We start from the raw sequence: 24422 nt of genomic DNA on the forward strand, positions 1-24422 counted from the left end.
GTGGTCCCGGAATAGTCCGGGCAAGGGGTGAGGGAGTCAGATGGTCGCGCTGGACCGCAGCGACGTGATCGTGTCGAGGTCCGGGACCGGGTCGGATGCTTCGCCGGCGGCGACTGCCGGCCCGTGACGGACGATGATGTCGACGAAGTCGGCGATCCGCGAGACGAAGTCGGTGTGCGAAGCGAGAGTGCTGGGAAACAGACCTCCGTCGACGAAGACGGAGCGAACGAATTCGGTAGTGGACGCGGCGTTGTCGGCCATTCCTGCCAGGCGCGGTCGAGCGGGGTCGGTCATGGATCGTGCGTGGGGGCCGGGATCGAACCCGGGCGGCGGGGCGATGCAGCAGAGGTATGCCGCCACCGTCAGAGAAAGGTACTGCGGGACGGTACCGCGGCCGAGGTGTTCGAGCGCGGGGATCGGGATGCGCTGCGCCAGTTTGACCGATCCGTCGGATCCGACCTGCGAGGTGCGATGTCCCAGAGCGGTATTGGACCAACGCGAGAAGAGTTGCCGGATGTAGTCGTCCGTGTCCACCGATGCGGGAACGGTGACCGTCGGCAGGTACTCGTCGCAGAGGATCCGCCGCGCTGCGGCCTCGACGAACGGTTGCGCAACGGACTCGGGGATGGTGGCGCGCCCGTCGAGTGCGCCGAGGTAGGCGATGAGCGAATGTGTCCCGTTGAGCAGCCGGACCTTCATCAGCTCGTACGGCTCGACGTCGTCGGTGAACAGCGCGCCACCGTGCTCCCAGGCGGGACGGCCGGCGGGGAACCGCTCCTCCATGACCCACATCGTGAACGGCTCCGCGGGGACGGCGATCGTGTCGCGCACGCCGAGGTGTGCCCGTGCCGTCTCGTTGTAGCGGTCCGAGCCGGACGGCACGATCCGGTCCACCATGGAGTTGGGGAACGTCACGGACGAGTCCATCCAGGACAGCAGGTCGTCGCGGAGAGGTGGGGCGAACGTGCCGACGAACTCGCGTACGAGTCTTTCGGTCTGGCGCCCGTTGGACAGCAGGTTGTCGCAGCTGAGGATCGTGACCGGGGCGGCGTGTGTGCTCGCCCGCAGGGCCAGTCCGCGGGCGATCTGCCCGATCGTGGTGCGGGGCGTCCGCACCTCGCCGAGGTCGTGGCGAACGACGTCGGAGTCGAGGTCGAGGGAGCCGGTCTCGGGTGACACCGTGTATCCGTGTTCGGTCACCGTGATCGTGACGATCTTCGTCGCCGGGTCCGCGATCGCGCGGACGACGGACTCCGGGTCCTGCTCGGCCACCAGGGTTCCGGTGTGTGAACCCGGGACGCTCACACGAGAACCGTCCGGCGAGATCTCGACGACGCTGTACAAGAGGTCCTGCGCGTTCATCGCATCGGCGACGGTGCTCGAGCGGCTCGCCACACCGAGGATGCCCCACGGTCCGGGTTCGCGTTCCATCGCGAGCGCGGTGTACACCGCCTGGTGTGCGCGGTGGAAGTTGCCGAGGCCCAGGTGAACGATCCCGGTCCCCTCCGGTACCCGCCGGTGGATCAGTGCCGCGGCGGGAACGTTTCGGCGCGAAAGTGTCGGTTCGGACATGCTCGTCACCAATCCGTCATAGAGCCGTCGCGGCGCCGGGCGACCGGGAGATAGGCCTGCTCGTACGGATATTGCTCCGCGAGTTCCTCGTTCATGCTCACTCCGATGCCCGGAACGTCGCCGGGGGTGAGGTGCCCGTCCGAGAACGACCACGCGTGGGGGAAGACCTCGCTGACGAGCGGGTCGTAACCCATGTATTCCTGGATTCCGAAGTTCGGCGTCGCGAGACCGAGGTGCAGACTCGCTCCCAGGGAGATCGGCGAGACGTCCGACGGGCCGTGCGGTCCGCCGCGAATCTGGTACACCTCGGCGAGCGCGAAGATCTTGCGGACGTGGCTGATTCCGCCCGCGTGGACGATGGCCACCCGGATGAAGTCGATCAGCTGTTCGGTGATCAGGTGCTGGCAATCCCAGATCGTGTTGAAGACCTCCCCGATCGCCAGGGGTGTGGTGGTGTGGTTGCGCACCAGACGCAGTGCGTCCTGGTTCTCGGCCGGCGTGACGTCCTCGAGCCAGAACAGGTCCACGTGTTCGACCGACTTCCCCAGCCGCGCGGCCTGCTGCGGGGTGAGCCGATGGTGGGCGTCGTGCAGCAATTTGAGGTCGGGGCCGACGTGTTCACGGACGGCTTCGAGGATCCGGGGTGCATGGTTGAGGTACGCGTCGGTGTCCCACACTTCCTCGACCGGGAGGGCGCCGCGGCTCGCGGGCTCGTATCCGGTGGCGCCCTGGTGCACGCCGTACACCGAATCCAGTCCGGGTACCCCGGACTGCACTCGAATCGCCTGGAAGCCCATCGCGCGCTTGGCGTCGACCGAGTCGAGCAGCGCGGGCGCGTCCCACCCGGTTGCGTGGGTGTAGGAGAGCACCCGGTCGCGGACGGCACCGCCGAGCAACTGGTAGACGGGCTGACCGAGGGTCTTGCCCTTGATGTCCCAGAGGGCGACGTCCACGGCTCCGATCGCGGCCATCGTGACGGGCCCGCGCCGCCAGTACACGCCGCGGTAGAGGTATTGCCAGGTGTCCTCGATCCGCGCCGGGTCACGCCCGATCAGCAGGGGCGCCACATGGTCCCGGAGATACGACGCGACGGACAGTTCACGGCCGTTGAGCGTGGCGTCACCGTAGCCGACGACGCCGTCGGCCGTGGTGATCTTGAGGGTGACGAAGTTGCGGGTGGGGCTGCAGACCAGCACGTCCGCGGAGATGATCTTGTCGGTCATGCCCGTGATCCTTTCGAGCCGACCGCGGGTGCGACGACGTTGCGCAGTTGCTCACCGCGAGCGAGTCGAGTGATGTTGTCGGCGATGTCGTCGACGCGGCCGACGAAAGTCTGCTGTGAGACTCCGGAAGAATGCGGTGTCATCAGGATGTTGGGGAGTTCGGAGAACGGCAGAGCGCTGGGCCTCCCGCGACCGTCGGGTCCGGGATAGTCGTACCAGACGTCGATGGCCGCAGCGGCGATGGTCGACGAGGACAGTGCGTCGAACAGGGCCTGCTCCTGGACGAGAGGTCCGCGGCCCACATTCACCAGCACACCGTCGCTGCCGAGTGCGCGCAATTCGTCGGCGCCGATCATCCCCCGCGTCCGGTCGTCGAGCGGTGCGGACACCACGACGACATCGGATTCGACGAGGAGACGCCCGAGCTGGGACACGTCGGCCGCCCAGTCCAGTCCCGCACTCGGCGCGTCGACGTTGCCACGACCGGTCACGGCCGCTCCTGTCGCGCCGAATGCTCGGAACAGAGTCCACGTGGCATGGCCGATGTGGCCGAATCCCACGAAGCCCACCCGCGCGCCCTGCAGCGAATTCGACTGCGTGAGAAGGTCGTCGTAGACCGAGGTCGCCCAGACGCCCTGCCGGAGCGCCGTGTCCTGCGCGACGAAGCCGCGCCGGAGCATCACCGCGGCCGCCACGACGTATTCGGMGATCGACTTCTCGTGATGGAAGGTGTTCGCCACCAGCACGTCCGGTGCCAGGGCATCGAACGCGATGTTGTCCGTGCCGGCACCGGCGACGTGGACGAGACGCAGCCGCTCTGCAGCCGACGCCATGGACGGTGTGAACTTTCCCCCGACGTAGACGTCGGCGTCGCGCAGATCGTCGATCAGGGCGGCCTCGTCGAAGCTGTCGTGCCAGGACAACCGTGCATCGGACGGAACTGCGGCCTCGAGCCGGGGTCGGTGCGGGATCAGGGTGCTGTCGGCAACAACGATTTTCATCTAGCGGCTCTCTTTTCCGGGGCGAAACACCCGATCGTGCGCCGGTCCGGCCGAAGCCCGGACGACCAGTTGAGTGGGGAGATGGATTTCTCGGATATCGGAGTCCGGCTCGTTCGCGCGCTGGAACACCAGGTCCAGACTCAGCACGCCGGCTCGCGCCATCGGCACATTGATGCTTGTGAGCGCGGGGCTGGCGAGTTCGGCCAGCGGCGAGTCGTCGATGCCGACGACGCTCAGGTCCGCTGGCACCGAGAAGCCCATTGCGCGGACGCCGTTCATCACTCCGATGGCCATCGGATCGTTGTGCGTGATCACGGCGCTCGCGCCCGTCGCGATCACGCTCGCCGCTGCGGCGTGACCACCCGCGAGGGTTTCCTGCTGCCAGCCGAGCAGACTCAGCTGCACGTCGCGGGCCTTGCAGAATTCCTCGACCGCGGCGACGCGGCGCTGGTTCGACCAGGATTGAGGCGAGCCCTGGACATACGCGAGGTGCTCGTGTCCGAGGGCGACGAGGTAGTCGATGGCCTGGCGAATTCCGTCTTCCGAATCCGCCACGATGCAATCGCATTCGGGTGACGAGCGGTTGACGAGCACCAAGGGTGTGTCGCCGGCGAGCTGCACGATGTCCGATGCAGGCAGCCGCGGAGCGCAGACCACGAGTGCGTCGACGCGCCCCTGCAACTCGCCGAGAACCTCACGCTCACGGTCGGCGCTGCCGTCGGTGTCGGTGAGGAGCACGGTCTGGCGCCGGTGCCACCCCTGCGCCTGCGCCGCCTTCACGAAGCTCGCGAACACGGTGTGCCCGATGTCGGGTACCACGACCGCGACGGTGGTGGCGGTGGGGCGCACGACGTCGGTGCGGGTCGGTGACGCCGCCCGGTAGCCGATCTCGTCGGCGACCGCGATGATCCGCGCGAGCGTGTCCGGTCCGATCCGGTCCGGGGCACTGAATGCCCGTGACGCGGTGGACAGGGATACCCCTGCGCGTTGTGCGACCTCGGTCAAGGTGGGTGCCACGGTGCTACCGCCTCGCTGTTCGTTGTGACTGCCGACACACACTATCCACCTGCTTGCGCAAGGTTGTCAATAGTTGCGCAAGGCTTGCAGCAAGCCGTGTGCGTCGTGCGAGTTCACACGTCCAGGAGCGACAACTGCCGATCGGATTCGAACAGCGCGGCCCGGTCGAACGTCGACGTCGAGGCCAGTAGTTCGTCCGCACCGGTACGCGCGGCCAGGGCCTCGAGCGAGACCCTCACCTGCTCGGCGGTGCCGTGAATGGAGTTCGCGATCGAGGCGTCGACCTGTTCGCGCAGCCGCGGAGTCCACGCCTGCCCCCGGATGTCCGCGACCGATTCGAGCGGCGGGAACTCGCCGGTCCGGCTCGACTGTGCCAGCGCCCACGCCTCCGGAAGCAGCAGTTCACGGGCCCGGTCTGCGTCCTCGGCGATCATCACCTCCAGCGAGACGACCACGTACGGGGACCGGTTTCCGGCGGACGGGACGAAGCTGTCGCGGTACCGGTCCAGTTCCGGGACGTTGGCGCCCGACCCACCGAGTACCGGACCACCGACCACCACCGGCAGACCGGCCTTCGCGGCGAAGTCGAGCCCGCGCCGGGTAGCGAGAACGAACATCGGCGGTGGACTCGTCACGTGGGGCCGGGCCGTCACGGCGCCCTTGCCCTCGAGGTAGCTCCGCACCTCGTCGAGGTCGCCGGCGAACGTGTCGGGGGCGTTGCGGTCGCGGCGCAGCGCCTCGCGTACGGGCTTCGTGAATCCCAGCGACCGTCCGACGCCCAGGTCGATCCGGCCCGGGAACATCGCCTCGAGCATCAGGAACTGTTCGGCCACCACGAGAGGCTGGTGATTCGGCAGCATCACACCACCCGAGCCCAGCCGGATCCGGGCGGTGCGGGCGCCGAGGGCAGCGAGCAGAACCGGCGGCGACCCACTCGCGATGCCTGGCACGGCGTGGTGCTCGGCCACCCAGAACCGATGGAACCCCAGTTGCTCGGCATGCACCGCCCGCTCGATCGTCCCGGTCAGCGCGGCAGAGTCCAGCGCACCCCGGCGCGTGCGGGACCGGTCCAGAATCGAGAGTTTCACCCTCGGGAGAACCGCCGTCCTGCCGGCGGTATTTCCTCACCCCGTCCGCACTCGGTGGACGAGTGTGCGCGCTTCGCTGACATACTGACCGCCGCACAGTCCACGATCGCCGGGAGGTCAATGGTGAGCAGCACAGGGACTATGTCGTCCTCGCTGGACGTCACGTCGCGGTCCGCAGCGCAGATGCGGGAGTGCGCCGAGTTCTTCAGCGAGCCCGAGCTGGCCCACCTGCCCACGGCCCGCCTCGCGGACGCACTGGAGGCGCTGGCGGAGACGGGCCGCTACGAGCACACCGTGGAGGAACTGGAAGTCGGCTCGCAGCTGGCGTGGCGCAACCACGCCCGCTGCGTCGGGCGCAAGCACTGGCGCACGCTGAAGCTGATCGATGCCCGGCACGTCACCACCGCGGACGAGATTGCGGAGGCGTGCTGGGAGCACCTGCGGGTCGCGACGAACGGCGGCGCACTGCGCTCGGTCATCACGGTCGGTCCCCTGCCGCTGGCGGACGGACGCGAGTACAAGATCGTCAGCCCGCAACTGATCCGGTACGCGGGCTACCGCCACGCAGATGGAACGGTGACCGGGGACCCCGCCCAGGTCGGAATCACCGAGGCGGTGACGAAGATGGGGTGGCGGGGCGCAGGCACGCCGTTCGACGTGCTGCCGCTGCTGGTCAGCACACCCGACGAGACGCTGCGCTGGTACGAGATTCCATCCGAGCTGGTGCTCGAGGTCGAGATCGAGCACCCGGACTACGCCTGGTTCGCCGATCTCGGTCTCAAATGGCATGCGGTTCCCGCCGTGTCGAACATGGGTTTCTCGGTCGGCGGGCTGACCTACCCCCTCGCCCCGTTCAGTGGGTGGTACGTGAGCACGGAGGTCGGGGCCCGCAACCTCAGCGACCAGGATCGATACGACATGCTGCCCGCCATCGCCGAACGGCTGTGCCTGGACACGACGTCGGAGCGCACGCTGTGGCGCGACCGCGCACTGGTCGAACTGAACCGCGCCGTGATCCACAGTTACCGGCAGGCCGGTGTGCACATGGTCGACCATCACACCGTCGCCAAGCAGTTCATCAGCCACGTCGAACGCGAAGAGTCACTCGGCCGGAAGTGCCCGACGGACTGGTCGTGGATCAACCCGCCGATGTCGGCGGCGCTGACCCCCACGTTCCACCGCCTCTACGACGCACCCGACATGGACATCCGCCCGAACTTTCTCCCGGCCGCCAGCTCGGGTTGCCCGATCCCCGGTCAGCCGCGATAGGGCGGGGCCACGCCCCAACCCCAGTGCGGCACCGGCGCGTGCTCGACCACCTCGGCGCCGGGGCTCGAGTTCTGCAGCGCGAGTCTGGTCCCCCACTCGACGTAGGCCATGAATGCGGAACGGAATTCGGGATCCGACGGGAGGTCGGCGTCGTCGGCGGCGAGGCTCATCGTTGCCGCGAAGCGGTGCCGCTGCTCCGGGCTGATGGCGAGGCCGATGTGGTGGCGCAACATTCGTTCATATCCGCCGAGTTGTTCGGTGTAGCCCGGCGGGCCGCCGAACACCTCGCACCACCACAGCGTCACGTTGCGGCGATGCTCCTCGTGCACTCCGCCGGGGAACATCGGCGACAACAGTTCGTCGCCCTCCACCCGGTCGTAGAAGGCGTCGATCAGCCGCCGGAACGACTGCTCACCGCCCGCCCACTCGTACAGGGACGGTGTTTCCTGATCACTCATGGGAGCTCCCGATTTCCATCGTCTGTCCATTACAATACACATCAGTATTGGATTGAAAAGAGGATCGAGCATGAGTGTGGCCGGGCGCAGTCGCGACACCGATATCGACACTCGCGTGCTGAAAGTGGCGGGCAGGCAATTGTCCCGGGCCGGATACGACGCGATGTCGATCGCCGCGATCGCCGCGGAGGCCGGCACCACCCGGCAGGCGCTGTACCGGCGGTGGGCGTCGAAGTCGGCGCTCGCCGCGGCAGTCGTGGCGCAGCTGGCCGACGAACAGTCGGGGCGGTCGTCGGCCGATCCCTTCGGGGATCTGGTCCGCGAGCTGACCGACTTCCAGCACGGGGTGTCGCGGAGCGGCCGGTTGTCCCTGGTCGGCACGATGCTGCAGGACACGACGGACGCCGAGGTCCGCGCGCAGTACCGCGCCCGGGTGGTGGCGCCGCGCCGGCGCCGCATCCGCGACATCCTGGACCGCGCCGCCGAACTGGAGCTGATCGACGCCGACGCCGATCTCGACGTCGCCGTCACCATGACCACCGGCAGTTGGTACGGCCGGGCGCTGGCCGGTGACCGCCCACCCGCCGACTGGCCGGCCCGGACCGCGACACTGATCTGGCGGGCCGTCGGCGGGGTGCCGCCGACCTGACGCTATTGCTACGCCGTCGACGCGCTCGTCGACCGCCGGTCTCCCATGTTCCGTGACATCAGGACGCCGATGAGGAGGAGGACGCCCGCGACGGCGATGAACCAGCCCGTGCGGTGCAGTCCGTCGTCGCCGATGACGTGACCGGCGGTGGTCTGCAGCACGACGGCCGACAGGTTCGCTCCGATGTACTGCACGGTGCGGTACATCCCGATCGCCGTGCCCACTTCCTCGACGGACGTGACCGAGCTGATCAGGTTCTGATTGCCGATATTGTTGAACCCATTGGGAATTCCCAGTACTGCGGCCACGAGGAGAAGCACGACGATCGGGGCCGTACTGCTCTCCACCGACGCCAGGAGCAGTCCTCCCACCAGGAGCGCACACGTTCCGACGGTGAGCGTTCGGCGCACCCCGTGTCGCCGATACGTCCGTGACGCGAACAGCGTGGAGCCGATGCCGACGACGGCGACGGGCAGCATCGTCAGACCGGCTTCGGTGGCGCTCATTCCGCGGGAGTACTGCAGCCACTGCGGGATTCCGAAGAAGATGCAGTAGAACGCCGTGTAGGTGAGGAGGGTGCGGGCGAGTGTGGCGCTGAGCGCACGGTTCCGGGCCAGGGCCCGAACGTCGATGAACGGTTCGTCCGCGCGTCGTTCCCAGTGGACGAACAGGGCGAACACCAGCGCCCACACCGGGATCAGCCACCAGACGGGATCGGTGGTGAGCGACAACAGGAACAGCATCGTCGACGAGACGAGCCCGAGGAACAGCAGGACCCCGGCCACGTCGAGCGCGTGCAGCAGTTGCCGACCGCTGACCGAGATGCCGCCGACGAATCCGACCTTCGCGAATTTAGTGACCGCCACCGCGCTGAACGCGACGATCGGCAGGTTGATCCACATGATCGACTGCCAGCCGAACGCCCCGACGAGCAGTCCGCCGAGCGTCGGGCCCAGTGCCACGACAGCCTGGCTGCAGATCGCGAGGGTCGTGATCGCGGTGCGCGGCTGCGCGCCGTGTCGTTCCGCGTATCCGCGAATCATCGTCATCGCATTGGGATACTGTGTGGCGGTTCCGATTCCGACGAGGATGCGGGAGAAGATGAGCCAGCCGACGCTGGGTGCGAGCAGACCGGCGATCGAGCCCAGCGCCACCAGGGCGAGGCCCCCGAGGTAGACCTTCCGGGCGCCGAGCAGCGCGCCGAGCTTGCCTGCCATCGGGGCGGTCACGGCCGTGGCGATGTAGAGCCCCGAGATCACCCACGTGATCCCGGACGAGGAGCCGAACTGGGCGGCGATGCCGACGATCGCCACCGCGATCATCGACGAGTTCAGCGGTTGGAGGATGCTCCCGGTGGCGACGGAGCCGCTGACCCGGAACGGTACGGACGGGGACTTCTGCGCGAGGCCGGTATCGGCGACGGTCGCGCTCACGAGTTCATCAGTGACTCCTGCGGCGCCGGCTCGGGAGTTCCGGCGAGCCGGCGGAGTAGCCGTCCGGCGATGAAGAGGAGGTCACGTTCGGCGTCGGTGCATTCGGCGGCGAGTGCGGCCGTCAGCCACTCGCTACGCCGCGACCGATCGTCGACGAGCGTCTGCAATCCCAGCGCGGTGACCGCGACGATGCTCGCGCGCGCATCGTGGGGGTCCACGGTCCGGGAGACCATTCCGGACTCCTCGAGGATCGAGACGGTCCGCGCGATGGACTGCGGCGCGACCTGCTCGAGATCGGCGAGAGCGCGTGCGCTCATCGGACCTTCCCGGTCGAGGTGCGCGAGGGCTTGGAGTTGCGAGGGGGTGAGCAGGTGCCCGGAGCGCTGGGTTCGGATACGTCGGTTGAACAGAACGACGTCCTCGCGGAGCTGATCGACCTTCTGGTCCATGTGGCTGCCTCCCTCTCACTGGTCAGGTTCATTAGCCAGTCTAGCTGTTTTATTTGCATTCCTCAATGATTCATCTACTGGGGATAATGGTTGTTCTGAGGCCGAATTTCGTCAGCACTGCTGCCTAATGGTCGCGGGGGAGGCGTCGCGCGCTCGAATTCCTGCAGGTGGGGCGGGCTGGGCACGCGTCTCACAGGAAACTCCGAGGCTATCGCTGGCAGTATGAGGACGGCGAGCGCTGATCCAGATCCGAAAGAAGGTGGTCGTGACTCTTCGCACACGGACAGCCGGCATTGTTGCGGTGGTGGCCCTGACGTTCCTGGCCACGGCGTGCACCATCGGAGACACCGGCACGTCGGAACCCCCGGCCACGTCACAGTCCGCGCCCGCCTCGATTGCCGTCCCCGCTGCCGACGGGGCGCCGATCAATCCGACCACCCCGATCGTGGCCACCGCGTCGGGCGGCAAGCTGACCGCCGTGACCGTCACGAATCCCGCGGAGCAGAACACCCCGGTCGCCGGCAATCTCACACCCGACGGCACGAACTGGACGAGCAGCCAACCACTCGGCTACGGCTCCACGTACACAGTCGTCGCGGACGCAGTCAACCCCGACGGCGCCCCGGTCGAGCAGACCTTCACCGTCACGACGTTGACGCCCGGCACCACCGCCTACGCGAACGTCGTCCCGGCACCCGAGGTCGTCGCCGACACCGGCATCGGCGTCGGCCAGCCGATGGTCTTCCAGTTCACCGCACCGGTCGTGAACAAGGCCGAGGTCCAGCAGCGACTGCACGTGACGACGACACCGCCGCAGCCCGGCGCCTGGTATTGGACCGACGACCAGAACGCGCACTATCGCGCGGCGGGATACTGGGCGCCCGGCACCAAGATCCACATCGAGGCCGACGTGTACGGCGTCGATCTGGGCGACGGCGTCTTCGGCGCCGAGAACAACTCTGCCGACTACACCGTGCACGACTCGTGGGTGGCCAAGGCGGACGGGGCGAGCAAAATGCTCACCGTCTTCCACAACGGCGTCCAGGAGAACGCGATGCCGATGAGTCTCGGCACCCCCGACCACCCCTCGCACGAGGGTCCGCACGTGATCTCCGACAAGCAGCAGAGCATCGTCATGGACTCCTGCACGTACGGGGTCTGCGCCGGCGATCCCGACTACTACCGCGAGAAGGTCGATCTCAACCTGCGGATCTCCAACGACGGCGAGTTCGTCCACTCGGCGCCGTGGTCGGTGGGTGATCAGGGCAGCAGCAACGTCTCCCACGGCTGCGTCAACCTGGCACCCGCCAACGCCCAGTGGATGTTCGACCATTTCGGTATCGGCGATGTCGTCGAGATCACCAACTCGGGCGGACCGCTCCTGCCCGTGTGGGACACGTACGGTGACTGGGAGGTCCCGTGGGATCAGTGGCAGGCAGGTAACGCAACGGGATAGGAGGCGCTCGTGAATTCACCATCCGCGGAGTGTGTCGCGCAGTTGAAGGCGGTCCTCCCGCACCGGGTTCATCTGCCGGACACCGGCGACTACCGCACCGCGCTGGGCAGAGTGTTCTTTCCCGATGCCGCGAGACGCCGGCCGTCCTGCGTCGTCCAACCGGTGTCCGTGGAGGAGGTCTCCACCGTCATGAGGGTCGCGCATCGGACGGGCGGCACCGTCACCGTCCGCGGCGGCGGGCTGAGTTCCAACTGCGTCGCCGACGATGCCGTCATGCTCGACCTGTCGGCGCACCTGAACACGGCCCGACCCGAGGACGACCGGGTGGTCGTCGCCGGCGGCGCCACCGTGGGAACCATGCTGGACGCCCTCGCACCCACCGGCCGCGTGGTTCCGGTGGGGATCGTGGGCCACGCCGGATTCGGACTCGTCACCCGCGGCGGCGTCGGATACCTCACGCGCAGTCTCGGATTGACGATCGACCAGCTCGTCGAGGCCGAACTGGTGCTTCCGTCCGGCGAGGTCGTCCACCTGTCCGATGCCAGCACCGGTGACGAAGCGGACCTGTGGTGGGCGGTCCGGGGTTGTGCACCGTGCTTCGGCGTCGTGACGTCGGCGGTGCTGCGCACACACCTGGTGGGTCCGGTGTGGGTCGACCGGATGGTGCTCGGACTCGAAGCGCTCGCCACCTACTTCCGTGTCGCACCGACGCTTCCGCGGGACACGACGATGGGCGCGGTACTCGGTTACAGCGCACTGTCTCCCGACGAGCCCGTCCTCTTCGTGTACACCGCGTGCGCGACCGGGGACGAGTCCGACATCGACCGCGCCCGATCCGCCGCCACCACGGTCGCCGAAGTGTCGGGCACCGTGCTGTACCGATCCGAGACGTCCGGCACGTACCTCACCGGGTTACCCGAATTCGCACCCCCCGGCGCCGACGGCGAAGAACCCGAACCGATCCGGCTGCCCGAACCGGGCGAGCGCCGAGGGTCGTTCTTCGGGAAGGCCGTCTTCACCGGACCGACCCTCGACTCCGAACTCGCGGAGGCCCTGGCCACTCAGATCCGTGGGGCGCCGACGCGGGAATGTCGTATCGACTTCCAGCACACCGGCGGCGCCCTCGCCGACGTCGGTGACGGCGACACCGCATTCTGGGGCCGAAGCGGCGAGTGGAACATCCCGCTCAACGCCATCTGGTCCGACCCCTACGACGGCGCCGCCTGCCTGTCGTGGGCGGGCGGCACCCTCGACGCGCTCGCACCCCACACGATCGGCGTCTACAGCGTCGAAGTCCGGCCCGGCTTCCCCGAGACCGGCGCCGAGATCGACGCGGCCTACGGCGGAAACCTTCGCCGACTGCGCGAACTGCGGCAGAGGCACGATCCGACGGGGGTGCTGACGCACTATCCGCTCTAGCCGTGCTCACCACTCGGCCAAATCATGCTACTTTTCGAATGGTACGACCGAAAGGATAGCTGTGGACGCCGTAGTGTTGCGAGAGTTCGGGGAGCCGGACGTCTTGAAAGTGGAGTCGGTCCCCGATCCCGTCGCGAGTGCCGGCTGGGTCACCGTCCGACTGAAGGCCGCCGCGCTCAACTGGCACGACGTGCTCGTCCGCCAGGGTAAATACTCGTCGCCACTGCCACACGTCCCCGGCGCCGACGGCGCGGGTACTCGCGCGGACACGGGCGAGGCGGTCCTTGTCCTGCCGTCGTTGTGGTGGGGTGACCGAGAGGCCGCCCCGGGGCCACGGTGGGAAATTCTCGGCGACCACCACAGCGGCACCTACGCCGAGTTGGTACGGGTTCCCGAGGATTGCATAGCCCCGAAGCCCCGCGGCCTCACTTGGGAGCAGGCCGCCGCGCTGCCACTCGTCGGACTCACGACCTACCGCGCCTTGTTCACGCGCGGCCGCCTCCGCGCCGGCGAGAACCTCCTCGTCCTCGGCGCGGGCGGCGGCGTCGCGACGATGGCAGTGATGCTGGCCTCCGCGGTGGGCGCGAACGTCACCGTCACGTCGTCGTCGATCTCCAAGATCGCGCAGGCGCAGGAACTGGGTGCGGCGAACGGCGTGCTGTACGACGATCCCGAATGGCCGGACGAGGCTCGTGGGCTTACCCCGGATGGGCAGGGATTCGATCTCGTCCTGGATTCGGTGGGGACCTGGGAACGGTCGATCGCCGCACTGCGTCCGGGTGGCCGCCTGGTCGTGCTCGGTGCGTCGCGGAGCGAACTCGCCACCCTCGACGTTCGCCAGTTCTACTTCGGCCAGTACGAGCTGATCGGGACCACGATGGGTAGCCCGGGGGACTTCGCGGGCCTCCTGACACTGTTGGACACCGAAACCGTCCCGCCCGTACCCATCAGCGCGGTGTTCCCGCTCGCGGAGGCAGCGGCCGCGCACCAATACCTCGAACAGGGCAGCGGGTTCGGCAAGGTCGTCCTGTCGCACGGCTGACACGTGCCCCACTACCGAACGGGAACGATCGTTATCAATATTTCGCCCAGCCCTTGCCACCGTCGGGGTGAGAAGTTTATGGTCAGTCCATTCGCATGAGAGGAGATCAGCGTGTCGATCAGAGTGGGATTGTCGGTCACGGACGCACTCCTCGTCCCGAAACCCGCGGATCGGCGGCTTCTGCTCGATTCCGCGGCAGAGGCCGGGCTCGATCACATCACCGTCGGTGACCACATCAGCTTTCACGGCGGGACCGGGTTCGACGGCATGGTCTCGGCCACGTCCGTCCTGTCCAGCCACGACACGCTGTCGGTGATCATCGGCGTTTACCTGCTCGGCCTGCGTCATCCGATGCTCGCCGCCCGCCAGATCGCGACGCTGTCGCAGATCGCGCCCGGACGATTGGTCCTCGGTGCCGGCGTGGGTGGTGAGGACCGCTCCGAGATCTCGAACAGCGGGGTCGACCCCAGCACCCGCGGCCGTCGCCTCGACGAGACCCTCGAGGTGCTGCGCGCCGTCCTCACCGGCGAGGAGGTGACCCATCACGGTGAGTTCTTCACCCTCGACCGGGCACGCATCCTGCCGGCGCCGCAGCCGGCGGTGCCGATCCACATCGGCGGCCGCGGCGAATCCGCCATTCGCCGCACCGCCCGCTACGGCGACGGCTGGCTCGGAATCTTCTGCACACCGCGACGTTTCGCCGAGACCCGCATCGCGATCCTCGAGGCCGCCGCGCAGGAAAATCGTGCACCCGACTCGTTCGGCGTCAACGTATGGTGCGGGCTCGACAAGGATGCCTCGGTCGCGGAACGGCTCGTCGGCGAGAAGATGCAGGCGCTGTATCAGTTGCCGCGCGAGAAGTTCCGCCATCTGGCACCGGCCGGAACACCCGAGCAGGTGGCCGAGTGGCTGAACTCGTTCGTCGAGGCAGGCGCCGACAACATCACCCTGGTGCCGGCGACGACGTCGATGGAGTCGGCTATCGAGCATGCGGCGTCCGTCCGCACACTACTGCTGACCCATCACCGCTGACCGCGTGATGTCCATCCCCGACGAACGCACCGGCCGAAGGCACCTGCCGCTCAGCGTGTTGGACGAGCTTCTCGACGACGCCGCGGTGGCCGTCGACTGTCTGTCCGCGATCGTCCGGGTCTGTTCGGAGGCCACCGGCAAGGCCGTCACCCTGTTCGATCGTCAGGGACACGTCGTCGCGTCCTCACGGCCCGAGGCCGGTAGGCAGACCACGTTCCCACCACTTCGCGAGATCGTGCGCGGGCACACGACCACCCCCACCAGCGCGGATCCCGTGCTCTTGCCCGCCGAACTGGGCCCCGGGTTGTCGCGGCGCAAGATCCTCAGCGCGATCGTCGAACGCGGCGAACACCTCGGATGGCTCGTCGTCGACGAACAACCCACGCCGTTCCACCCCACGGACGAGTACGTGACGCTGCGCTGTGCCCGCCGCATCGGCGCGCAGTTCCTCACCCAGCGTCGCATCACCCGGGTCGCGTGGAATGCGCGGTCCGCCCTGGCCCGCCAACTCGTTCGCGGTTCCGGTGCGTGGGCCGATCTCGCGGCGGGCGCCGAGTACCTCGGCGTGAACGTTCACGCCCACCGCGCCCTGGTGTATGTCCGCGAATCCGAAGGGACGCCCGAGGATCTCGACCGTTCCCTCGTCGAGCACACAGAGCGGGCTCTCGGTATGGAGGTGCTGTCGACTCGTGGTTCCGAGGGAATTCTCCTGCTCATCGAGGCACCCGGGCACGTTGCGTCCCCGACCGTCGTCCGGCGCATCACCGCGAGCCTCGAGACGGCGGCCGCCGAGCTGAACCCCACCGGCGGGCTGATCGCCGGGGTGTCGTCCGTGTACGAACCCGAATCGTTCGCCCGCGCCTACCGGGAGGCGCGGGAGGTCGTGCGCTGTATCGACCGTTTCACCCATGGAACGGGGAATCGCGTTCTCGCCGTCGACGATCTGGGGCCGGCCCGCCTCTTCCTGGCGAACGGCGAGGTCTCGGCCATCCGGCACTTCATCGACGACATGCTCGGTCCGCTCCTGGACGAGGACGCGGCGTCGACCGAACTGATTCGCACACTGGCCGTCTGGTTCGAGCAGAATCGCGGCATGCGCCGCACCGCCACCCGTCTTGGTGTGCACGAGAACACGGTGCGCCTCCGGTTGTCGCGAGTGCACGTCCTCACCGGCCTGAACGTCACCGGTGACGCATCGCATCAATTGAGCATCCATACCGCGCTTCTCGTCCTCCGGCTTCGCGACCATCCGGCTTTCCACATCGAAAGCCGCTGCGCTGAAACAGACGAACCGAAGCGCATCGACACACTGCCCGACGAACGGAGATCCGCATGACCGACCCGCGCCGCCGCAAGGCCCTGGTGACCGGTGCCGCACGTGAGGGCGGTATCGGCAAGGCCATCGTCGCCCGGCTCGAAGCCGACGGGATGGAGGTGGTCACTCTCGACCGTGCACCGGGGTGTACGTACCGGGCCGACATGTCCACCGACGAACTGCCACCCCTCGGCGACATCGACGTCTACGTGGCCAACGCGGGTCTGACGACGATGTTCGGTGCCGCACACAGTCTGTCGATCGACAAGTGGCGGAAGGATCTCGATGTCAACCTCACCGGGACCTTCCGCGTGCTTCAGCAGTGCCTGCCGGGGATGCGCGAACGGCAGTATGGCCGCGTGGTCGTGATCTCCAGTACCGCAGGCACGCAGGGCATGCCGGCCCAGGTGTCGTACAGCACCACGAAGGCGGGCCTGCTCGGTCTGGTGAAGACCGTTGCGGCCGAGAACGTCGCCCTCGGCATCACCGCCAACGCCGTCCTGCCCGGGATGACGGCCAGTTCCGGCATCCTGTCGATGCCACAGGACATCCAGGACGCGTGGCTCGCGTCGATGCCCAACGGATTCGTCGACCCGGCCGACATCGCCGATGCCGTCGCGTTCTTCGCCTCCCCCACCGCTCGCAGCGTCACCGGCCAGTTCCTCACCGTCGACGCGGGCGACGGTCTCAACACCCGCACGGTCACCTCCTCGATGGCGCAGCACCGATAGAGCGTCAGTTCACCAGCACGCCGCCGTCGACGGGCAGGCTCACCCCGGTGAGATACGCGGACGCGTCGCTCGCCAGGAACACCACCACCGCGGCGATGTCCTCGGGATCGCCGATGCGTCCGAGGGGTATCCGGGCGTCGATGATCTTGCGCTTGTAGTTCTCGGTGTAGTGCGCGGTCGCCTCGGACGGAAAGACACCCGGCAGAATGGCATTCACCCGGATTCCGCTCGGTCCGAGTTGCGCGGCGAGGTCGCGGGTCAGCCCGAGGACGGCGGCCTTGCTCGCGCTGTACGCGGCGGCGGGCATCTTCGCCGTCGTGAGCGCCATGACGCTGGAGACGTTCACGATCGAACTGCCGCGGCCCATCACCCGCGCGCATGCCTGGATCATCCAGTAGGAGCCGTGCACGTTCACGTCGACGACGGACCGGAAGTGGTCGGGTGGATCCTCCGTCACGTGGTGGTACTCACCGCCGGTGCCTGCGTTGTTGACGAGGACGTCCACCCGGCCGAATGCCTCGACGGCGGCTTCGACGAGGCGATCACACTGGTCCACCTGCGTCACGTCGGTCTCCACCGCCACCACGCGGGGGTTGTACTTCCGCACCTGCTCCGCGGTCGCGGCCAGTTTGTCGCCACGCCGGGCCCCGAGGACGACGTCGGCACCCGCTCGAGCCAGCGCGAGCGCGTACGCCACGCCGAGACCGGACGACGCCCCGGTCACCACCGCGACCTTGCCGTGCAACGAGAACCGCTCCAGCCCAGCATCGTTCCGGGACCGATATCCGCTGATCGATGTCATAGGCAAGCTCTATCACGCACCGGAGATCACCCGAAGCAACCACCGAGGGGCCACTGTGGATTTCTTCAGCGACGGTCGTGCGCGTGTTTGCGGTACCGGCCGACCGGCCCGATCGTGGAGACGTGACGGAATTCGACGTGAACACGCTGACCACACGCGCGACGGCGGCCGCGGGTCGCCGATGGCCGGGAGCCGTGGTGTCCGCGCCGTCGGCGCTGCCGGGTGGGGTGTCGAGCCTGACCTACCGGGCCACCCTCACGCGGCCGGAGCGGCCCGACACAGCGGTCGTCCTCAAGATGGCACCGCCCGGCCTCGAGCCGGTCCGCAACCGCGACGTGCTCCGGCAGGCGCAGATCATCGGACTTCTCGGCGCTGCCTCCGGCGTCCGCGTCCCCACGATCCTCTTCGAGGAGAACGGGACACCCGAACGCCCACCCCTCTTCGCGATGACCCTCGTCGACGGGCAGTCCTACGAACCGCTGCTCGACGTCGTCGACTCACCGCCCGAACCCGACACCGTCGCCTCCCGCGCCCGCGCGGCCGCCGGGATGCTCGCCCGGATGCAGAACCTCGACCCCGTCGCGCTGGGTGTCGGGAACGAGCCGGTCGTCCCGGTCCCGGAGGAACTCGCCCGCTGGGCGCGTCTACTCGACACCGTCGACGACGACATCGTGCCTCGCCACGCCGAATTGCATGCAGCGCTGGCGGACCGGATCCCGGCACCGGTCGCCCCCACTCTGCTGCACGGCGACTACCGGCTTGCGAACATGCTGTTCGCCGGCGAAGACCTCGCCGCGATCATCGACTGGGAGATCTGGTCGGTCGGCGATCCCCGCACCGATCTGGCGTGGTTGCTGATGCACACCGACCCGGTGCACCGGTTCCGGCGGTCCCGTCCGGCCGCCGATGTCGCGGCCGGCGCCGGGATGCCGTCCCCCGGCGAACTCCTGGCCGCCTACCGCGCCGAGCGTGACATTCCGGTTGCCGACCTGGACTGGTTCCTGGCCTACTGCCACTACAAGACGGCGTCGACGATGTCGGTGTTCGTCAAGCGCAACCGGAGGCGGTCCGACCCGGACCCCGCCCTGGTCGTCGCCGCGGAAAGCCTCGCCGAGGTCGTCGAACGAGGGCTGGCCGTCCTCGGCGCCCCGGCGGTTCGCTGAGTCTGTGCCGTCAGGCCGGCGGCACCACCTCGACGACAACCTTGCCGAGCGCGGCCCGGTCGTCCAGCGCGCACAGTGCGGCCGCCGCCTGTTCGAGCGGGAACGTCGCGCCGACATACGGTCGTATCCGCCCGTCGGCGGCCAGTGATTCGACGGCGTCCCGGACCATCCGTAATGTCCCGGGATACTCGGTTTCCATGTTGTCCATGGTGATTCCCGTGACGGTGAGGTTGCGGTGGAGCAGTCGGTTGACCTTGACGGTGGGGATAGAGCCACCGGTGAATCCGACGACGACGAGCCTGCCGCCCTGGCGCAGGGCGCGGAGCGAGTCGGTGAACCGGTCGCCGCCCACCGGATCGATCACCACGTGCACACCGCGCCCGTCGGTGAGACCGCGCACCTCGTCGAGCCACGGCCCGTCCGACCGCACCACCGCATGCGCTCCACACTGGCGCGCGACCGCTTCCTTCCGGTCGCTGGAGACCACGGCGATCGCCTTCACCCCGAACGTCACTGCGAGATCGAGGGCGGCGGTGCCCACCCCTCCCGCGGCGCCGTGGACGAGTACGTATTCGCCCGGCTGAACCTGCGCCCGGTGGAGTGCATACCAGGCCGTCGAGTAATTCATGTAGAGCGCCGCACCTTCGACGAACGACATCGACGCCGGAATCTTCACCGTGTACTCGGGCAGTGCCAGCGCACGGTCGGCGAGGGCACCGTGCCAGACGATTCCCCCGACCCGGTCGCCCGGTCGGAAGTCCGCGCCTTCCGGCGCCTCGACGACGACACCTGCGTACTCGCTGCCACATACGTACGGAGTCGGCACACCGTTCTGGTATTTGCCCCAGGTCTGCAGCGGGTCGATGAACGACAGCCCGGCGGCGTGCACGTCGACGAGCAGTCGCTGCCCGTCCGCCTGGGGGTGGGCGCCGTGCGGTTCTGGTATCTCCACCAGCGTCGCGGCCTGCGGACCGGTGAGCTCTTCGACGACGACTGCGCGCATGAACGTCTCTCCTTCTATTCAGTGGAAGTAGGCCACGACCGCGTCCGCGACGCAGGCTGCCTTGTCGTGACCCTCGATCTGGAACGTCTGCCGGATCGTGAACCGGTATCCGCCGTCGATCGGCCGCGCGTCGAGCAGTCGCGCCGTCATGCGGATCCGGGAACCGACCCGGACGGGGTTCAGGAACCGCACCGTGTCGAACCCGTAGTTGAGTCCCAGCGAGTGCCCGGTCATCTCGAAGATCTCGTACAGGAACTTCGGCCCGAGGGACAGTGTGAACAACCCGTGGGCGATCGTGCCGCCGAATCCGGCCTCCCGGCCTCGCTCGGGGTCGAGGTGGATGCGCTCGAAGTCGTCGGTATCCCGAGCGAATGCCGTGATGCGGTCCTGCGTCACGTCGTACCACTCCGTCGTGCCCAGGTCGGCGCCGACCCTCGCGACCAACTCGTCGATCCCGTTCAGCTTCAGCATGGCCGCATGCAACCACGACGACCGCCACGTAACAGGACGAGCCGCTCCGGGCACTGGAGAAATCAACAGTGCACCGCGGCGACGTCGTGGCCGAGCACCCAGGTGCTCCCTACCGTCCGACGCATCGGATCCCGAACCGGAGGACGCCTTATGGACTGGACCATTCCCGACGACGTGCAGCAGTTCGTCACCGACCTCGACGCGTTCATCGATCGCGAGATCGCGCCGCTCGAGGCCAAGCACCCGCAATTCTTCGACCATCGACGCGAGTACGCCCGCACGGACTGGGAACGGGACGGGTTCCCGAAACAGGAATGGCGCGAACTGCTGCTCGAGGCCCGACGTCGATCCGACGCCGCCGGATTCTTCCGGTTCCCGCTTCCGCAGGCCCTCGGCGGGAACGACGGCAGCAACCTCGCGATGGCCGTCGTCCGCGAACACCTCCTCACCAGGGGTTCCGGTCTGCACTTCCCGCACGCCGACGAGGCGTCGGTGGTCGCGAACCTGCCGCTCGCCCTCGTGCTGCACGAGTACGGCACCGACGAGCAGCGGGAGCAGTACCTCGAACCGCTGATCCGCGGAGACCTCGAGATCGCGTTCGGCCTCACCGAGCCCGGACATGGCAGCGACGCGACCTACCTGGAAACGACCGCCCGACGGGACGGGGACGACTGGATCATCAACGGGGCGAAGCGCTTCAACAGCCTCGTCGACTGCTCTGAGGTCGACCTCGTGTTCGCCCGCACGTCCGGGCAGGCAGGCAAGGCGGACGGGATCACCGCGTTCTTGGTACCAACGAACGCACCGGGCTTCTCTGTTCCGTTCAACCACTGGACGTTCAACATGCCCAGCGACCACTCGGAGGTTCATCTCGACGACGTGCGGGTCCCGGTGGGTGCCGTGGTCGGGGAGGTCGGGCGCGGTCTCGACTGCGCGCAGCTGTTCGTCCACGAGAACCGGATCCGGCAGGCGGCGTCGTCGCTCGGTGCCGCGCAGTACTGCATCGACGAGAGCGTGAGGTACGCGCAGGAACGCGTCGTCTTCGGGAAACCGCTGCACGAGCATCAGGGCATCCAGTGGCAATTGGTGGAACTCCAGACCGATGCGGAACTGATCCGCAACACGATCTACAAGACCGCGGCGATGATGGACGAGCTCGGGAAGACGGCCGTCACCGACAAGGTCGCGATGGTGAACCTGCGTAGCAACCAGCTCGCCTGCCGGGCGGCCGACCGCGCGATCCAGATCCACGGCGGCGTCGGATACTCCCGTCACAAGCAGTTCGAGCACATCTACCGCCACCACCGTCGCTACCGCATCACCGAGGGCACGGACGAGCTGCAGCTGCGCCGCATCGCGAGCAGGATGTTCGACTTCTCGTCCCCCCGCTAGTTCCATTTTGGACTGTCCTTTACTTTGGACTGTCCATATGGTGTTATCTGTGACGGAGACCACTGGCCGTGGGATCCCCTGCGCGGCATCGCCGCCCCCGACTACCGATATCAATCGACAGGAGCTTCCATGAGCGCAGTCGGCACGACTGGGTTGCAGGCGCCCACGCGGCATCTGAACCGCTGGTGGTATGTGGTGACAGGCTTTCTGACTCTGTTGTTCGGCACGACCGCGGTGAACGTCTTGTTCAACATCCTGGGCAAGCCGATGACCGCGGAATTCGGCTGGGAACGAAGCGTCATCAGCAACGGTCTGTCCATCGAGACGGTGCTGGTGGGTATCAGCATCGTCATCCTGGGCTTTCTCATCGACCGGTACGGTCCCAAGATCCCGTCGGTTCCGATGTCGCTGGCGTTCGGAATCGGCCTGATGCTGATGGCCGCCCTGCCGAACAACCAACTCGTCTTCTACCTGCTCTGCGTGGTGATCGGTGCCGGAGCGGGCGCCGTGAACCCGGTGGCGCACTCGACCGTGGTGAGCGCGTGGTTCCAGGACCGTCGCGGCATGGCGCTGGGCATCCTCATGGCCGGCCTCGGCTCGTGCGGGGTACTCATGCCGTATCTGGCCAACTGGATGCTCGGCATCGGCGGATGGCGCCTGGCGTTCCTGGTCATCGGCGCACTGTGCACGGTCATTCCGGCCGCGGTCTACGCCTTCGTCACCCGGATGCCCGCCGAACACGAAGCCGAGCGCAAGGCCGCGCGTCTGGAAGGCCGGATGGCCGGGGAATCGCTGCTCACCGTGGCGAGGAAGTACCGGCAGTTCTGGTTGCTGTCCGTCGCCATCTTCCTGGTGTCCTCGGCGACGTTCGGCTTGATGTCCCAGGTGGTGCCCATGACCACGGACAAGGGCATCAGCCAGGGCACCGCCGTCTCGATCCTGTCCGTCCTGAGCCTGGCGTCGATCGGCGCACGACTGTTGGTGGGCTACCTGCTGGACCGGTTCTACGCCCCCGCCATCGGCTCGATCATCTTCGCACTGTGCGGGGTCGGGGTCTTCGTCATGATCACGTCGTCGCAGACCGGCCTTCTGTTCGTCGGCGCGGCCCTGATCGGCCTGGGCCTGGGGTCCGAGGGTGATCTCGCCGCCTACATGGTGAGCCGATACTTCCCCAAGCACTCCTACGGCCGGGTGCTGGGATTCATCTACTTCCTCTACGCGCAAGGGTCGGCGTTCGGCATCTTCCTGCTCGGACAGGTCTACAGCGCCACCGGTTCCTACAGTGCCGGCGTGCTGCCGATCATCGTGCTGGTCGGAATCGCCATCGCCTGCCTGCTGATGATGGGTTCCTACCGCTTCACCCTGGACCATCGCGAGATCGGCGTCGACAATGTCATCGTCGAAGAAAAGGAGCACGTATGACCGACGGATTTCACGACGCCTTGGTGACTCGCGCCACCGAGGACATGCCGGAGAAATTCTTCGACCGGTTCATGTTCAACCTTCACCCGGACGGGCGTACCGCGCCGTCGGTGATCCTCGGCGCCGGGGTCTACCCGCCCCGCAACGTCGTGGACGGTTTCGTCGTCCTCACCACCGGGACCGAGCAGCGCAACCTCCGCTACTCCACCGAACACTCCGAGACCGACGGCGCCTCCGTCGGACCACTGAGGTGGGAGACGGTCGACGACAATTCAACCTGGCGAATCCAGCTGGGCGAAAACAAGACCGGCCTCGAACTAGATTTGCTCTGGCACGCCCGCGCACCGTATTGGCTCGGGTCGGTGGACGTGGAGAACACCGACGGAAACGTCACCTCGTTCGATCATCTGTTCCAGCCCGGGCGGTACGAGGGCACGCTCACCCTCGACGGAACCACCACCGACGTCGGCGGCTGGTACGGACTGCGGGACCGTTCCCGCGGGGTACGCACCATGTCCGGGGGCCAGGGTCTGCACATCTGGTACCAGGCGCAGTTCCCGGACCGCACGTTCGGGTTCCTGCTCGTCGAGGATCGAGATGGCGGGCGAATCCTGTTGGAAGGCGCCGTCATGCACGACGACGGCCGACTCGACGACATTACCGACGTCCGGCACGACCTGGTGTTCACCTCGGGCAACGACCTCGTCAGCGGCGCAGTGGAGGTGGTAACTACCGGCGGTGCGACCTACCGCGTCGACGCGGACGCCTCCGCAGGCGGCGGCTACATGGCAGGCGGCGGCTATGGCGGACACCACGGCAAGGTTCGTGGCCGCGACCACGAAGAGTTCGACGTCTATCCCCTCGACGGAACCGTGGGCCCGAAGACTCTCGACTCCGCCCTCACCGACCGTTGCTGCACGTTCGGGTGGAACGGCCAGACCGGGTACGGGATTTTCGAATTCGCGCTGTCGCGGTCATCCTCCTACACGTACCGCCCCAGCCTCGCACCATAATC

The 24422-nt window shown here is 67.6% G+C and carries 23 protein-coding genes; 12 read left to right on the plus strand and 11 right to left on the minus strand.

All coding sequences use genetic code 11. The annotated features are described in order from the left end of the window. Positions 1-36: 36 nt before the first annotated feature. The 5 genes from AC1D1G_RS03525 to AC1D1G_RS03545 form a co-directional block, all read right to left on the minus strand. Positions 37-1572 (minus strand): mannitol dehydrogenase family protein, encoded by a 1536-nt coding sequence (locus AC1D1G_RS03525; protein WP_477951182.1) that lies wholly within the window; start codon positions 1570-1572, stop codon positions 37-39. A gap of 5 nt (positions 1573-1577) precedes the next feature. Beyond that, positions 1578-2795 carry a D-mannonate dehydratase ManD gene (gene manD / locus AC1D1G_RS03530; RefSeq protein ID WP_477951184.1) on the minus strand — a complete coding sequence of 406 codons (1218 nt, stop codon included), beginning with the start codon at positions 2793-2795 and terminating at the stop codon, positions 1578-1580. Continuing rightward, entirely contained in the window at positions 2792-3796 is a 1005-nt protein-coding gene (locus tag AC1D1G_RS03535; RefSeq protein WP_477951186.1) for a 2-hydroxyacid dehydrogenase, read from the minus strand. Before AC1D1G_RS03535 ends, manD begins: the two co-directional genes overlap by 4 nt. Continuing rightward, positions 3797-4813 (minus strand): LacI family DNA-binding transcriptional regulator, encoded by a 1017-nt coding sequence (locus AC1D1G_RS03540; RefSeq protein ID WP_005250920.1) that lies wholly within the window; start codon positions 4811-4813, stop codon positions 3797-3799. Positions 4814-4926: 113 nt separating this feature from the next. Continuing rightward, a complete protein-coding gene (locus AC1D1G_RS03545; RefSeq protein WP_477951188.1) occupies positions 4927-5901 on the minus strand; it encodes an MsnO8 family LLM class oxidoreductase in 975 nt (324 codons plus the stop codon). A 141-nt stretch (positions 5902-6042) separates the two neighbouring features. On the opposite strand from AC1D1G_RS03545, the gene AC1D1G_RS03550 reads away from it, so the two are divergent. Beyond that, complete coding sequence (locus tag AC1D1G_RS03550) at positions 6043-7170, plus strand: nitric oxide synthase oxygenase (RefSeq protein ID WP_477951190.1); 1128 nt, start codon at positions 6043-6045, stop codon at positions 7168-7170. On the opposite strand, the gene AC1D1G_RS03555 is transcribed toward AC1D1G_RS03550, so the two are convergent. Then, positions 7158-7628, minus strand: coding sequence for a group II truncated hemoglobin (locus tag AC1D1G_RS03555; protein WP_164060417.1), 471 nt, complete (start codon positions 7626-7628; stop codon positions 7158-7160). The two genes, AC1D1G_RS03550 and AC1D1G_RS03555, sit on opposite strands and share 13 nt — an antisense overlap. Positions 7629-7698: 70 nt before the next feature. On the opposite strand from AC1D1G_RS03555, the gene AC1D1G_RS03560 reads away from it, so the two are divergent. After that, positions 7699-8277 carry a helix-turn-helix domain-containing protein gene (locus tag AC1D1G_RS03560; protein WP_283332081.1) on the plus strand — a complete coding sequence of 193 codons (579 nt, stop codon included), beginning with the start codon at positions 7699-7701 and terminating at the stop codon, positions 8275-8277. An 8-nt stretch (positions 8278-8285) separates the two neighbouring features. Here the strand turns inward: AC1D1G_RS03560 and AC1D1G_RS03565 are convergent, their stop codons facing one another. Further along, positions 8286-9710, minus strand: a complete 1425-nt coding sequence (locus AC1D1G_RS03565) for an MFS transporter (protein ID WP_477951193.1) — start codon at positions 9708-9710, stop codon at positions 8286-8288. Beyond that, positions 9707-10159 carry a MarR family winged helix-turn-helix transcriptional regulator gene (locus AC1D1G_RS03570; protein ID WP_280781284.1) on the minus strand — a complete coding sequence of 151 codons (453 nt, stop codon included), beginning with the start codon at positions 10157-10159 and terminating at the stop codon, positions 9707-9709. The genes AC1D1G_RS03565 and AC1D1G_RS03570 overlap by 4 nt, the downstream gene beginning before the upstream one ends. Before the next feature lie 259 nt (positions 10160-10418). Between AC1D1G_RS03570 and AC1D1G_RS03575 the strand changes: the two genes are divergently transcribed. The 6 genes from AC1D1G_RS03575 (at position 10419) to AC1D1G_RS03600 (ending at position 17154) form a co-directional block, all read left to right on the plus strand. Beyond that, entirely contained in the window at positions 10419-11615 is a 1197-nt protein-coding gene (locus AC1D1G_RS03575; RefSeq protein ID WP_477951195.1) for a L,D-transpeptidase, read from the plus strand. Positions 11616-11624: 9 nt separating this feature from the next. Then, on the plus strand, positions 11625-13034 hold the full coding sequence (locus tag AC1D1G_RS03580; protein ID WP_477951197.1) for an FAD-binding oxidoreductase: 1410 nt from the start codon (positions 11625-11627) through the stop codon (positions 13032-13034). A gap of 61 nt (positions 13035-13095) precedes the next feature. Further along, positions 13096-14076, plus strand: a complete 981-nt coding sequence (locus AC1D1G_RS03585) for a quinone oxidoreductase family protein (protein WP_477951198.1) — start codon at positions 13096-13098, stop codon at positions 14074-14076. A 111-nt stretch (positions 14077-14187) separates the two neighbouring features. Continuing rightward, complete coding sequence (locus tag AC1D1G_RS03590; RefSeq protein ID WP_317569067.1) at positions 14188-15108, plus strand: LLM class flavin-dependent oxidoreductase; 921 nt, start codon at positions 14188-14190, stop codon at positions 15106-15108. 7 nt (positions 15109-15115) lie between these two features. After that, positions 15116-16444 carry a PucR family transcriptional regulator gene (locus tag AC1D1G_RS03595; protein ID WP_477951201.1) on the plus strand — a complete coding sequence of 443 codons (1329 nt, stop codon included), beginning with the start codon at positions 15116-15118 and terminating at the stop codon, positions 16442-16444. Then, a complete protein-coding gene (locus tag AC1D1G_RS03600; RefSeq protein WP_477951202.1) occupies positions 16441-17154 on the plus strand; it encodes an SDR family NAD(P)-dependent oxidoreductase in 714 nt (237 codons plus the stop codon). The genes AC1D1G_RS03595 and AC1D1G_RS03600 overlap by 4 nt, the downstream gene beginning before the upstream one ends. A 4-nt stretch (positions 17155-17158) precedes the next feature. On the opposite strand, the gene AC1D1G_RS03605 is transcribed toward AC1D1G_RS03600, so the two are convergent. Further along, positions 17159-17956 carry an SDR family NAD(P)-dependent oxidoreductase gene (locus AC1D1G_RS03605; protein WP_169693966.1) on the minus strand — a complete coding sequence of 266 codons (798 nt, stop codon included), beginning with the start codon at positions 17954-17956 and terminating at the stop codon, positions 17159-17161. Positions 17957-18078: 122 nt separating this feature from the next. Between AC1D1G_RS03605 and AC1D1G_RS03610 the strand changes: the two genes are divergently transcribed. Beyond that, entirely contained in the window at positions 18079-19119 is a 1041-nt protein-coding gene (locus tag AC1D1G_RS03610; RefSeq protein ID WP_477951205.1) for a phosphotransferase family protein, read from the plus strand. A gap of 10 nt (positions 19120-19129) precedes the next feature. On the opposite strand, the gene AC1D1G_RS03615 is transcribed toward AC1D1G_RS03610, so the two are convergent. Together AC1D1G_RS03615 and AC1D1G_RS03620 are read right to left on the minus strand one after the other, a co-directional pair. Beyond that, positions 19130-20122, minus strand: a complete 993-nt coding sequence (locus tag AC1D1G_RS03615) for an NADPH:quinone oxidoreductase family protein (RefSeq protein WP_477951207.1) — start codon at positions 20120-20122, stop codon at positions 19130-19132. Between the two features lie 18 nt (positions 20123-20140). Next, positions 20141-20593, minus strand: a complete 453-nt coding sequence (locus AC1D1G_RS03620) for a MaoC family dehydratase (protein WP_169693963.1) — start codon at positions 20591-20593, stop codon at positions 20141-20143. Between the two features lie 150 nt (positions 20594-20743). Between AC1D1G_RS03620 and AC1D1G_RS03625 the strand changes: the two genes are divergently transcribed. The 3 genes from AC1D1G_RS03625 to AC1D1G_RS03635 all read left to right on the plus strand — a co-directional run bounded on the left by AC1D1G_RS03625 (position 20744) and on the right by AC1D1G_RS03635 (position 24420). Continuing rightward, positions 20744-21985, plus strand: coding sequence for an acyl-CoA dehydrogenase family protein (locus tag AC1D1G_RS03625; RefSeq protein ID WP_317569073.1), 1242 nt, complete (start codon positions 20744-20746; stop codon positions 21983-21985). Between the two features lie 129 nt (positions 21986-22114). After that, positions 22115-23407: an MFS transporter gene (locus AC1D1G_RS03630; protein ID WP_477951209.1), complete on the plus strand. Its 1293-nt coding sequence runs from the start codon at positions 22115-22117 to the stop codon at positions 23405-23407. Further along, positions 23404-24420 (plus strand): Rv3169 family protein, encoded by a 1017-nt coding sequence (locus AC1D1G_RS03635; protein ID WP_477951211.1) that lies wholly within the window; start codon positions 23404-23406, stop codon positions 24418-24420. Before AC1D1G_RS03630 ends, AC1D1G_RS03635 begins: the two co-directional genes overlap by 4 nt. The last annotated feature ends 2 nt before the right edge of the window (positions 24421-24422 follow it).

Source organism: Rhodococcus sp. P3_B8 (genome assembly GCF_056402775.1).

Excerpts from the sequence above, each read along its gene's own strand:
- AC1D1G_RS03635 (WP_477951211.1), top strand. The coding sequence starts at position 23,404 with ATGACCGACGGATTTCACGACGCCTTGGTGACTCGCGCCACCGAGGAC.
- AC1D1G_RS03605 (WP_169693966.1), bottom strand. The coding sequence starts at position 17,956 with ATGACATCGATCAGCGGATATCGGTCCCGGAACGATGCTGGGCTGGAG.
- AC1D1G_RS03525 (WP_477951182.1), bottom strand. The coding sequence starts at position 1,572 with ATGTCCGAACCGACACTTTCGCGCCGAAACGTTCCCGCCGCGGCACTG.
- manD (WP_477951184.1), bottom strand. The coding sequence starts at position 2,795 with ATGACCGACAAGATCATCTCCGCGGACGTGCTGGTCTGCAGCCCCACC.
- AC1D1G_RS03630 (WP_477951209.1), top strand. The coding sequence starts at position 22,115 with ATGAGCGCAGTCGGCACGACTGGGTTGCAGGCGCCCACGCGGCATCTG.
- AC1D1G_RS03570 (WP_280781284.1), bottom strand. The coding sequence starts at position 10,159 with ATGGACCAGAAGGTCGATCAGCTCCGCGAGGACGTCGTTCTGTTCAAC.
- AC1D1G_RS03555 (WP_164060417.1), bottom strand. The coding sequence starts at position 7,628 with ATGAGTGATCAGGAAACACCGTCCCTGTACGAGTGGGCGGGCGGTGAG.
- AC1D1G_RS03620 (WP_169693963.1), bottom strand. The coding sequence starts at position 20,593 with ATGCTGAAGCTGAACGGGATCGACGAGTTGGTCGCGAGGGTCGGCGCC.
- AC1D1G_RS03560 (WP_283332081.1), top strand. The coding sequence starts at position 7,699 with ATGAGTGTGGCCGGGCGCAGTCGCGACACCGATATCGACACTCGCGTG.
- AC1D1G_RS03600 (WP_477951202.1), top strand. The coding sequence starts at position 16,441 with ATGACCGACCCGCGCCGCCGCAAGGCCCTGGTGACCGGTGCCGCACGT.
- AC1D1G_RS03595 (WP_477951201.1), top strand. The coding sequence starts at position 15,116 with ATGTCCATCCCCGACGAACGCACCGGCCGAAGGCACCTGCCGCTCAGC.
- AC1D1G_RS03625 (WP_317569073.1), top strand. The coding sequence starts at position 20,744 with ATGGACTGGACCATTCCCGACGACGTGCAGCAGTTCGTCACCGACCTC.
- AC1D1G_RS03615 (WP_477951207.1), bottom strand. The coding sequence starts at position 20,122 with ATGCGCGCAGTCGTCGTCGAAGAGCTCACCGGTCCGCAGGCCGCGACG.
- AC1D1G_RS03550 (WP_477951190.1), top strand. The coding sequence starts at position 6,043 with ATGTCGTCCTCGCTGGACGTCACGTCGCGGTCCGCAGCGCAGATGCGG.